Source organism: Nocardia sp. BSTN01 (assembly GCF_015354405.1).
In the GTDB taxonomy this organism is placed as follows: domain Bacteria; phylum Actinomycetota; class Actinomycetes; order Mycobacteriales; family Mycobacteriaceae; genus Nocardia.
The window spans coordinates 1-10,530 of record NZ_JADKYP010000104.1 but is presented as its reverse complement, the minus strand read 5'-3'; the positions used below and the strand labels follow the sequence as shown (position 1 = coordinate 10,530).

Below are 10,530 nucleotides of genomic sequence, written 5' to 3'. Positions count from 1 at the left end.
TGATCGTGCCGTGCATGGTGAACAGCTGGTTGAACTGCTCCGGCGACAGGAACTGCAGACCCGGACGAGCGAGCTCACCACGCATCAGCAGGGCCATCAGACCGCCGATCATGAAGAACGACATCGCGGTCACCAGGTACATCACACCGAGGACCTTCGGGTCCGTGGTGGTGACGGCCTTGTAGATGAACGAACCCTTCGGGCCCAGTCGTGCCGGATACGGCCGTGTCGCTTCCAGCTTGGGGACTGGCTGGGGCTCTACAGCAGTCACTGATCCTCCTGAAGGTGTGCCTTCTGCTCGTTTCGCACGCTCGTGCGTTCCGGCGCATGACGAAACGACGGTGGCTTGCGCTAGAGGCATCGTAAACCGTGGCGTCACACGCGTCCGACGGGGTCCTACTCTGTGTCGTATTCGCCGCGCGGACGGTGCCGCACCGACCCTGCGCATGGGCGCATGTACCCTACGCTGCATGCCGGTGAGCGAACGCGTCTCCACCCGAAAGCCCAAGACCCGCAAGCGCACCAGTGCGCGCCGGCTCGCGCTCGGTGGTGCGGCCGTGGGCGCCGTGGCCGTCCTGGTCACCGGCTGCGGCACCGGGGGCGACGACGCGTCGAGTTCGATCGTCCGGACCACCACCAATATCGCCGGCGCGAGCGTGGTCGGCATCGAGCGCGACACCACCCGCGCCTGCGCCCTGCCCAGCGCCCCCGACCAAGCCTCGGGCACCCACACGGTGGCCGGGACCCAGGTATCCGCGGATCCGAAACGCATTGTCGTGCTGGATACCGCGGCACTCGACGCGGTCTGCGCGGTGGGCCTGTGGGAGCGGGTCGTCGGTGCGACCACCACGGCCGGACCGGCGCCGCAGCCGAACTATCTGGGTACCGGTGTCCTGAAGATCCCGAGTGTGGGGACCTCGGGCGCGGTGGACACGGCCAAAATCTCCGCGCTGCAACCGGATCTGATTCTCGGCGCCGCGGGTGACGGGGATCTCGCCGCGCTGCGCGGGATCGCCCCGACCGTGCTGATCGACCATCGCGGCTGGCAGGACGATTTCACCGCCTACGCCGAGGCTCTGGGCCGTGGTTCGGCCGGCGCGAAGGCGCTCGCGGACTACCGCACGGACGCCCGCGAAACCGGGGCCTCGATCGCCGCCAACCTGTCGCAGGCGTCGGTGATCCGCTTCTCTCCCAAGGATATTCAGATCCAGGGCGCCGACACGTTCGCGGGACAGGTACTCGCCGACGCCGGCGTGCAGCGCCCGGGCGCCCAGCGCGATCGCTCGTTCACGGTGGACAGCCTCGCCACCGAAAGCGACCGCAACAAGATCGAGGGCGACATCATCTATCTGATGTTCGACGGCCCCGACGGTAAGAGCCACGGCGAATCAGTGATGAAGAGCGACGACTGGAAAAAGCTCGGCGCGATCGTCGACAAACGCGATTTCGCCGTCGAGGACGATCTCTGGCACGGTTCCGGGCTCACCGCGGCGCGGGCGATCCTCGACGACCTGCGCAAGACGCTGAACGGGTACGTCACCGACTGACCTACCGAACTATTCGTGCACACCGCGCGACGATTGCGCGTTTTCGGCCCTCACCGCCGAGGTTTGCACGAAAAATTCACCCCGATCGCGGCTGGGAACCCGTCGATCGGTCGACGGCAGCCTCGCTCGACGGCCGGCGCGGATCGTCGCTCGCCGCGCGCGGCCGCAGGGCGTACGCCGGCACGAGCTGATCGGTGAGATGCAACGGCGCCCTGCCGTCCGCATAACAGACCGAGAAGTTCACCCGCCCCAGCCATTCCCCGCTGAACGAGGGCACCCAGTGCGTCAGCGTCCCCGGCCGCTCCCCTGTCATATCCAGCCCGGCCCCGTTGACGTGCCGGGGCGCGCCCGGATCGCGGATGAGAATCGCGTCCAATCGCACCCACACCGGTTTCGGCGGCTGTACGAGCACCCGGTAGTAATAGCCGGCCTCGTTCGGATACTGCAGCTGCGGTTCTGTTCCCTCGGTCCGCGGAACCCCCTCCGGAAGCCGTTGCGGCGCCCGGCCGGAGAACCCCTCGGCCGCCCGCGCCGACGGCACACCCTCACCGGAACTCGAACACATATTCGAATGATACCGAGCGGTCGGCCCGATCGACACCCGACCCACCACATAGCCGGGCATACCGGCTCCGGTCACGTCATGATGGGACGGGTGGGCAAACTTCTCGTCCTGGTCAACGGTCTTCCGGGTGCCGGCAAATCCACCGTCGGCCAGGCGCTGGCGCAGGTATCGGGCGCCCGGTTCCTTTCGAAGGACATGGTCAAGGAGGCGCTGGCGACCTGCGTCGAGGACCCGGCCGGCCTTCCGGATCTGGGTGGTATCGCGATGGACGCGGTGTGGTCGCTGGCACGGACGATTCCCACCTCGGTCGTCATCGATTCCTGGTGGTTCGCACCGCGAGACCGGGAATTCGCCCGCGCCGGTATCGAGAAGGTCGGTGCGGACCGGGCCGTCGAAGTCTGGTGCCACGTCCCGGCGCACGTAGCGAAGGCCCGCTACACACAGCGGTGTCGCGCCGATTTCTTCCACGACAGCGAGCGCCTGACTACACAGTGGGACATCTGGGCCGAACAGGCGACACCCTTACACCTCGCTCCGATCGTCATCGTCGATACGACCGCCCCGGTCGACTACCCCGATCTGATCGAACGGATCGAGCGAGCAACCGACGACGCGCACCCCCAACCAGCGTCGAATCCCTCCCTACCCCAATCCCATTGATCGTTGCCGGACTTCACCATCGTGCGGACGCCCGGCCGGGCGGTGCGGTCTACCGAGGCGGTCATATCGGTGGCGGCACAGGCATAGCCCCGGGCTGGGTGAGCAATGAGCGCTCCGGTGTCGGCGGTGCCGCCGACACCGCGGGTAGCACATCGGGACGGATTAGCGTCGAATCTCGCCTGCCCGATTCGCCGACCCGACACCGGATGCGATCCGGAGCGCTCGCCACCGGACTCTCCCGGAAGTGCGGCAACGCAGCCCGGGACCTCGCCCACCTAGGCGCGGTCGTGGATGGTGACGGCATATCCGTCGGGGTCGGCGAAGGTGAAGGTTCGGCCGAAAGGTCCGTCCACAGGTTCGGCGAGGATCGAGATTCCGGCGGCGGCCAGCCGATCGTGCACTTGCTGCGCGTCGGCGGCATGCAGCCACAGCGCGACACCGGCACCCGGATGCGGCGCGACGGCATCGAGATCGACGCCGGGCAGCGGCGCCCGGACCGCGAAAGATACCGGGGCGGTGTCGAATACGACCGCGCCGGGCGGGCTCGCGGGAGTCCGGCGCAGTCCGAGATGCGTTTCGTAGAACGCGGCCGCCGTATCCACATCGCGGACCTGCAGAGCGATGAAATCCGGTCCGGTGACAGCAGACATGAGTTCCTCCTTCTATGTCAGGGTTCTGACATAGAAGGATATGTCAGAATCCTGACATGACGCAAGAGCGAGTGGATCTCGATTCGTCCGTCGGTTACGCCCTCAAGCAGGCCGCGGCGGCCCTGCGCGGCGCCATGGATACGGCTCTGCGGCCGATGGGCCTGAGCGTGCCGCAATACGCCTGCCTCGAATTGCTGGGGCAACGACCGGGCCTGTCCGCCGCGGAGCTGGCCCGCGGCGCGTTCGTCACACGCCAGTCCATGCATACGGTGCTGCAAGGACTCGAGGATCGCGGACTTCTCGCCCGTCCGTCCGCCGCACCGCACGGGCGGGCGTTACCGACCCGGCTCACCGACGAGGGCGCTCGGCTTCTCACCCGCGCCAGCCACGTCGTCGCCGAGGTCGAAGGCCGAATGATCGCGGCCCTGCCCGCAGGCGACACAGAACGCCTGCACCGAGACCTGACCAGATGCGCGGAAGCTCTCGATCCGACGAAGCACTGAACGGCTCCCTCCTGCCCGATCGGCCGGCACACGGAGCCTCCCACCAACACGAAACCCGGACGTACGCAATGCGATACGCCCGGGTTCGTCACGTGAGAGAGAAACTCAGAACTCCCAGTCCTCGTCTTCGGTGTTGACCGCCTTACCGATGACGTAGCTGGAACCGGAGCCGGAGAAGAAGTCGTGGTTCTCGTCGGCATTCGGGGACAGTGCCGAGAGGATCGCCGGGTTGACGTCGGTCTCGTCGCGCGGGAACAGCCCCTCGTAGCCGAGGTTCATCAGCGCCTTGTTGGCGTTGTAGCGCAGGAACTTCTTGACGTCCTCGGTGAGGCCGACCTCGTCGTAGAGGTCCTGGGTGTATTCGACCTCGTTCTCGTACAGCTCGAACAGCAACTCGAAGGTGTAGTTCTTGAGCTCGTCGCGCTCGGGCTGAGTGAGATCCTCGAGACCCTTCTGATACTTGTAGCCGATGTAGTAGCCGTGCACGGCCTCGTCGCGGATGATCAGGCGGATCAGGTCGGCGGTGTTGGTGAGCTTGGCGCGCGAGGACCAGTACATCGGCAGGTAGAAACCGGAGTAGAACAGGAAGCTCTCCAGCAGCGTGGAGGCCACCTTGCGCTTGAGCGGCTCGTCGCCCCGGTAATACTCGAGCACGATCTCGGCCTTGCGCTGCAGATTCGGGTTCTCCTCCGACCAGCGGAAGGCGTCGTCGATCTCACGGGTGGAGCACAGCGTGGAGAAGATGGAGCTGTAGCTCTTGGCGTGCACCGACTCCATGAACGCGATATTGGTCAGCACCGCCTCTTCGTGCGGGGTCCGCGCATCCGGAATCAGGCTCACCGCACCGACCGTGCCCTGAATGGTGTCCAGCAGGGTCAGACCCGTGAACACGCGCATGGTCAACTGCTTCTCGTGCGCGTTCAGCGTGGCCCACGACGGAATGTCGTTGGACACCGGAACCTTCTCCGGCAACCAGAAGTTGCCGACGAGCCGGTCCCAGACCTCGGCATCCTTCTCGTCGGGCACCCGATTCCAGTTGATCGCAGACACTCGATCGATCAGCTTCACGCCCGCTCACTCACCCTTCCCGCTTCGCCGGTCATTGTACGCTCGGACACTACTCCTAGTGGGCCTCCGCTCAGCACAGCACAAGGACTTGTGTCTCCCATGTCCTGGGCAAATGCGTTCCGGGGTGGGAAGTTCCACACCGCGGCCGAGAGCGAATGACGAGCGCGCGATGCACAGGCTACTGCCGCCGCCGCGACCGCAGCAATGATGCCGAGAGTTTGCCCGGGACGTTGCCGGCCGCTCAGCGCAGACCGACACGTTCCGCGGGCATCGATGAGGCCGAACGGGGTTTCGCGGAGGTTTGCACGAAAAGTTCGCCCTACCGCACAGTCGTTCCCGCCGTGATGACGCACCCGGTTCATCGCGCCCACCCGCGCCGAGAGGATGCTTGTGAACCCAGATCTCCGCATACGTTTCGCTGTCGACGACGAGGCCGTCTCGCGGCTGCACGCGGACGCCTTCGGCGGTGACCGGACAGTGGTGCCCTGGCAGGCGCGGCTGGAACGGCACAGCCGGTCATGGGTCGGCGCGTTCGTCGGTGAGCGACTCGTCGGATTCGTGGCTCCACGTCGATTTCGAACCTCACCTGCAGCTTCTATCGCGAGACGTGCGGTTTCGGAGCCACCGATGCCGGCCTTCTACGACTGACCTGACACGGAAAGCTCCCCGTCATCCCCGCCACGAGCGGATGCCGTTCGGAACCGGTCCTGGTGTCCTCGCGCCCCGGACCGGGAAGTTCGGCACACATCACGCGCTGAGCAGCAGTTCCGCGACGGTCTCGGGCGCCTCGTGCATGGCGTCGTGGCCGGTGGGGAGATCGTGCACCTGCCACTCGGGATCCGCTTGCAGTCGGGTACGCAGTCCCGCGAAGGGCGTGCGGTCCTCCCATCCCGAGCAGTAGACGAACTCCCGGCGCGGGACTTGGGCGAATGCGCCTGTGAGCCGGACTGTTTGCATGAACGAGGCGAGTGGGTGAGGGCGGCGGCGCGGATCGCCGTCGCCGGGTGGGCGCACGGCGTAGCCGGTGGTCGTGGCGCCGTCCGCGATCACCTGCCGGAAGTAGTCGTTCATCGCCGACCAGCACGATTCGCCGTCGCGGGGGACGTACGCGTCGAGATGTACCAGGCGCGAGATCCGGCCGCCGGCGCGGTCGGCCGCAGCGGCGATCACCATGCCGCCGTAGCTGTGACCGACCAGTGTCACGTCCGCGAGGCGGGCGCGGTCGAGGAATCCCACGACGTCGTCGGCGTGGGTGTCGAGGTTGGTCGTCGCGACCGTCGCGGCGTCGTCGTCCGGCCGCAGACCGGTCAGGGTCAGGGCGTGGACGGTGTGACCGGCTTGCTCCAGGAGCGGAACCACCGCCTCGAACGCCCAGGAACCCTTCCAGCCGCCCGGCACCAAAACGTATGTCCCCATGCGCTTTTCCCACTTTCTCCAGCCGCGGAGTCGAGGCACGCTACCTCGATCACTTCGCGTGGAGACAGTGTCACCGGCAGGGGGCGTGGCTTGCTACCGATAGAAGGCCATTCGCTACCTGTTCACCGCCAACCTCGCCCGACCGGACAGGAGTCGACCGTAACGCGTTGCCGCCGAGGTGGTTTCGCAATATCTCGCTCGCTCGATACGCCCGGCATCGCTCGTGCGACAACGCCGGGGCGACGGGTCGCCACCCGCCGAGCATCGCCCGGCCGCCGGGTCTGCGGATTGCGCGCCGGCCTGCGGGGTCGACGGTATGGGTGGCGCCCCCGATGCGCGCCTCCCGGGCTGCCGGCGGTCGCCCGCAGTCCCGGCTCAGATCCCCAGTACGAGCTTCGCGGTCGTGAAGTAGATGATCAGCCCGGTCGCGTCGACCAGCGTCGTCACCATGGGCGCCGAGATGACCGCCGGGTCGATGCGTAATTTCTTGGCCAGCAACGGCATCGTGCCGCCGATGGTCGCGGCCCAGCCGCAGATGATCACCAGGGTGATGCCGACGACCAGCGCGATCTGCGCGCCGACGAACGCCGCGCCGATGACCATGCCGACCACCGCGAGCATCGAGCCCAGCACCAGTCCGACCCGGCATTCGCGCCAGATGACCTTCAGCAGATCCGACACCCGCACCTCGCCGACGGCCAAGGCCCGCACGCACGAGGTCGCCGCCTGCGCACCGGCATTGCCGCCCGCGCCGATCAGCAGCGGAATGAACAGCGCCAGATGCGCGGCCTGGGCCAGCGTCGCCTCGAACGCGTCGGTGACCGTGACCGTCAGGGTGGCCGCGACCAGCAGCAACAGCAACCACATCGCGCGGTAGCGGGCCAGCTGGAACACACCGGCGGCCATATAGTGCCCGGACCAGGGGCTGGCACCGGCCTGCCGTGCCACATCCTCGCTGTCGGCGGCCTCGATGACCTCGACCGCGTCGTCGATGGTCAGCAGTCCGACCAGCCGATCCTCACTGTCGACGACCGGCAGGTTGATCAGGTTGGTCTCGCGCATGAGCCGCGCCGCCTTCTCCGCGGCATCGGTCGCGCGGGCGAAAACCGGTGCGGTGACGACGAGTTCGGTCAGCATCGTGCCGGGATCGCTGAGGACGAGTTCACGCATCTCGACCACGCCGGTGAGCCGGCGACCGCCGTCCACCACCGGCAGGGTGTACACGGTCTCGGCATGGGCGCCTTTGGCGCGCACCACCCGCAGCGCCTGTTCGACGGTCAGATCACAGTGCAGCGCAACGACTTCCGGCGTCATATAGCGCCCGACCGAACCCTCGGGGTAGCCGAGCAGCGCCGCGGTCATCCGACGTTCGCGCGGGCTCAGCCCGGCCAGTACCTTCTTCGCGACCGTCGCGGGGGCCTCGCGCAGCATCCGGGCCCGGTCGTCGGGGTCCATGCCTTCGACCAGTTCCCGGAAGCTCTGATCGCGCATTCCGGACAGGATCTGCTGCTGGTCGACCGGCTCGAGCTCCTCGAACACCGCCAGCGCCCGGTCCTTGTCGAGCAGCCGGAACGCGATGCCGGCGTGCACGGCGTCCATACGCGCGAGCTCGTCGGCGATCCGATGCGGGGCATGGTCGTCCAGCCAGTTCAGCGCGGCGTCGACGCGGCGGGCGTCGATGAGGTCGCGAAGCGAGATGTGATCCGAATGCTGTTCGGCGACAGTCGTTTCGGCGGTGGCACTGCGGACCGACGTGTCGGCGGAGCTCGAATCGGCGCCGGCAGCGTGGTAGCCGCTCGCGTCGGCGGCACTCGTTTCGTTCGCACCCGTTTCGGTGGCGCGTTTTTCGCCCGCAGACGTTCGACCGGCCTCGACTCCGGCGTGGTACAGCCCGGCCTGCGTAGGGGTAGCCGCACGTCCCTCATCCGGGACATCAGGGCGTGCGGGCGCGGCAAAGAACAGATCGGTCGACATGACAGAACCTCGGCATACTGCGAGTGGGTACGGGATCACGGATCACACCGCGAGGCACCGACCTCGCCACCGAAAGCTCTACCGGCAGAACAGGAGGACGGCGCCGCGCGGCCTTCGACTCGGGGGTTCGCTACGCACAGCCACCCACCTCCTCATCGCCAGCACTTCACCGTCAGAGAATTTCGGATGCCCACCCGGCACCCGATGACCTGCATCATCGCCTGGTCATCACCCGGACGCACAGCGCCCGCATGCAGGCTACACCCCCAACCGCCGCCGCGCCGAACCACGAGACTTCGGTTTTGCGCATGCACCGAGCGAAGGGGTGATCAATGGTGGCCGAGCGCGGTCACCGAACGTGAGCAGGTCGGCAGTCCGGCCTCCGTGGCGCATCGGCTCAGAGAGCAGACATTTTTCGTCCACGACGGCCGCCGCCTTCCTCACTCGTCCTTCGTTTCGGCCGCATCCTCGACGCAATATCGACATGTCTCCTTGAAGACACCCTTGTTCGTGTGATGTCGCGTATGGGCATTGCGCCTGCTCGAGGGCATCGGTCGTCCCTTTCGGGCGGCGGACATCTGCGCCCGAGTCTCGTCGCTGGCCGTCCGCCCGAAGTTCGGATTTCCCGCACCCATTCGCATCTCTGAGAGACGCCGACGCGATTCTTCCGGCATCGCATGGCCGAACCGCGGGTGCGCTGCGCCGAATTTACCGAAGTTGGGATTGGCCTCGCCCCGGTATGTACCTTTGCGTTCGGCCGACCATTTTGCTCGCTGCGCGGCCGAGTGGGTATGCCCGTAAAAGGGAGCGTCCTCGCCGAACCTACTCACGCCGGGACGGCCAGTCGAGCGGATCCGCGCCGCCTCCCGCATTTCCGCAGTCCAGACCACACCTGTCGGCCCCAGTCCACCATCGGCCAGGTTGAGTAGCGGCTGACCTTCTCTGCGCAGATACGCAATCCAATCAATTTCCGCGCGGCCCAGATTCTTCAATCCGTAAACCCAATCGAGCACGTCCGCGATTACGTCATCGGGATTTTGTTTGCGCAGCCAGTCGTAGAAGGGAGTCTTCCGCCCCGAGCGGGCGACCTGAAAGTGTTTGCGGAGCCGCACATTCTCCGACTGCGTGGTCAAGCCGATATACCGATAATCGAACTCGGCACGGAGACGGACTCCATAAATTACACCGTAACGTGCCTTTTTCATCGGGCCCCCGCGCCGAGTTCGTTTCACCGAAAAATCACAACATACAGCTGACACAACCCTCCACGGCCGTCCCCTCCAAAGCCATTTGGCGGATGCGGATGTAGTACAGGGTCTTGATTCCCTTGCGCCAGGCGTAGATCTGGGCCTTGTTGACGTCGCGGGTGGTGGCGCTGTCCTTGAAGAACAGGGTCAGCGACAGGCCCTGGTCCACATGCTGGGTGGCCGCGGCGTAGGTGTCGATGATCTTCTCGTAGCCGATGTCGTAGGCGTCGGCGAAGTAGTCGAGATTGTCGTTGGTCAGGTAGGGGGCCGGGTAGTAGACGCGGCCGATCTTGCCTTCCTTGCGGATCTCGATCTTCGACGCCACCGGGTGAATCGAGCTGGTGGAGTGGTTGATGTAGGAGATCGACCCGGTCGGCGGCACCGCCTGCAGGTTCTGGTTGTAGATGCCGTGCTCCATGACCGAAGCCTTCAGCTCCCGCCAGTCCTCCTGGGTCGGGATGTGCACGCCCGCTTCGGCGAAGATCTCCCGCACGCGGTCGGTCTTCGGCTCCCATACCTGTTCGGTGTACTTGTCGAAGTACTCGCCGCTGGCGTACTTCGATTCCGGGAAACCGCCGAAGGCCGTGCCACGCTCGATGGCGAGCTTGTTGGACGCCCGCACCGCGTGGTAGGCGACGGTGTAGAAGTAGATATTGGTGAAATCCACACCTTCTTCGGATCCGTAGTGGACCCGTTCGCGCGCCAGATACCCGTGCAGGTTCATCTGGCCCAGGCCGATCGCGTGGGACTCGTTGTTGCCCTGTTCGATCGAAGGCACCGAATAGATGTGGGTCTGATCCGAGACCGCCGTCAGCGCCCGGATCGCGACCTCGATGGTCTGCCCGAAATCCGGTGAGTCCATGGCCTTGGCGATATTGAGCGAGCCCAGGTTGCAGGAGA

General features: G+C 66.1%; 10 protein-coding genes and 1 pseudogene. 3 read left to right on the top strand and 8 right to left on the bottom strand.

The features are described 5' to 3' along the window. The coding region (locus tag IRT45_RS35335) for a cbb3-type cytochrome c oxidase subunit I (protein ID WP_194810105.1) at nucleotides 1–271 on the bottom strand (271 nt) is incomplete at its 3' end. A gap of 199 nt (nucleotides 272–470) precedes the next feature. Between IRT45_RS35335 and IRT45_RS35330 the strand changes: the two genes are divergently transcribed. After that, the gene (locus tag IRT45_RS35330; protein WP_194810104.1) at nucleotides 471–1,547 is read left to right on the top strand and encodes an iron-siderophore ABC transporter substrate-binding protein; all 1,077 of its coding nucleotides are present in this window, start codon (nucleotides 471–473) and stop codon (nucleotides 1,545–1,547) included. 76 nt (nucleotides 1,548–1,623) lie between these two features. Here IRT45_RS35330 and IRT45_RS35325 read toward each other — a convergent pair whose 3' ends face one another. Further along, nucleotides 1,624–2,112, bottom strand: a complete 489-nt coding sequence (locus IRT45_RS35325; RefSeq protein WP_194810103.1) for a hypothetical protein — start codon at nucleotides 2,110–2,112, stop codon at nucleotides 1,624–1,626. 78 nt (nucleotides 2,113–2,190) lie between these two features. Between IRT45_RS35325 and IRT45_RS35320 the strand changes: the two genes are divergently transcribed. After that, nucleotides 2,191–2,772: an AAA family ATPase gene (locus tag IRT45_RS35320; protein ID WP_194810102.1), complete on the top strand. Its 582-nt coding sequence runs from the start codon at nucleotides 2,191–2,193 to the stop codon at nucleotides 2,770–2,772. A gap of 275 nt (nucleotides 2,773–3,047) precedes the next feature. Here IRT45_RS35320 and IRT45_RS35315 read toward each other — a convergent pair whose 3' ends face one another. Continuing rightward, nucleotides 3,048–3,422 (bottom strand): VOC family protein, encoded by a 375-nt coding sequence (locus IRT45_RS35315; protein ID WP_194810101.1) that lies wholly within the window; start codon nucleotides 3,420–3,422, stop codon nucleotides 3,048–3,050. 56 nt (nucleotides 3,423–3,478) lie between these two features. On the opposite strand from IRT45_RS35315, the gene IRT45_RS35310 reads away from it, so the two are divergent. Further along, nucleotides 3,479–3,925 (top strand): MarR family winged helix-turn-helix transcriptional regulator, encoded by a 447-nt coding sequence (locus IRT45_RS35310; RefSeq protein WP_194810100.1) that lies wholly within the window; start codon nucleotides 3,479–3,481, stop codon nucleotides 3,923–3,925. 105 nt (nucleotides 3,926–4,030) lie between these two features. On the opposite strand, the gene nrdF is transcribed toward IRT45_RS35310, so the two are convergent. From nrdF to IRT45_RS35285, 5 genes and pseudogenes are all read right to left on the bottom strand, one after another. Then, complete coding sequence (gene nrdF / locus IRT45_RS35305; protein WP_194810099.1) at nucleotides 4,031–4,993, bottom strand: class 1b ribonucleoside-diphosphate reductase subunit beta; 963 nt, start codon at nucleotides 4,991–4,993, stop codon at nucleotides 4,031–4,033. Between the two features lie 747 nt (nucleotides 4,994–5,740). After that, nucleotides 5,741–6,409, bottom strand: coding sequence for an alpha/beta fold hydrolase (locus IRT45_RS35300; protein ID WP_194810098.1), 669 nt, complete (start codon nucleotides 6,407–6,409; stop codon nucleotides 5,741–5,743). 375 nt (nucleotides 6,410–6,784) lie between these two features. Next, on the bottom strand, nucleotides 6,785–8,383 hold the full coding sequence (gene mgtE / locus IRT45_RS35295; protein ID WP_228535950.1) for a magnesium transporter: 1,599 nt from the start codon (nucleotides 8,381–8,383) through the stop codon (nucleotides 6,785–6,787). A 440-nt stretch (nucleotides 8,384–8,823) separates the two neighbouring features. Beyond that, nucleotides 8,824–9,588 (bottom strand): NUMOD3 domain-containing DNA-binding protein, encoded by a 765-nt coding sequence (locus IRT45_RS35290; RefSeq protein ID WP_194810097.1) that lies wholly within the window; start codon nucleotides 9,586–9,588, stop codon nucleotides 8,824–8,826. Nucleotides 9,589–9,622: 34 nt separating this feature from the next. Continuing rightward, nucleotides 9,623–10,530 (bottom strand): annotated as a pseudogene (locus tag IRT45_RS35285) (ribonucleotide-diphosphate reductase subunit alpha); the annotation flags it as partial.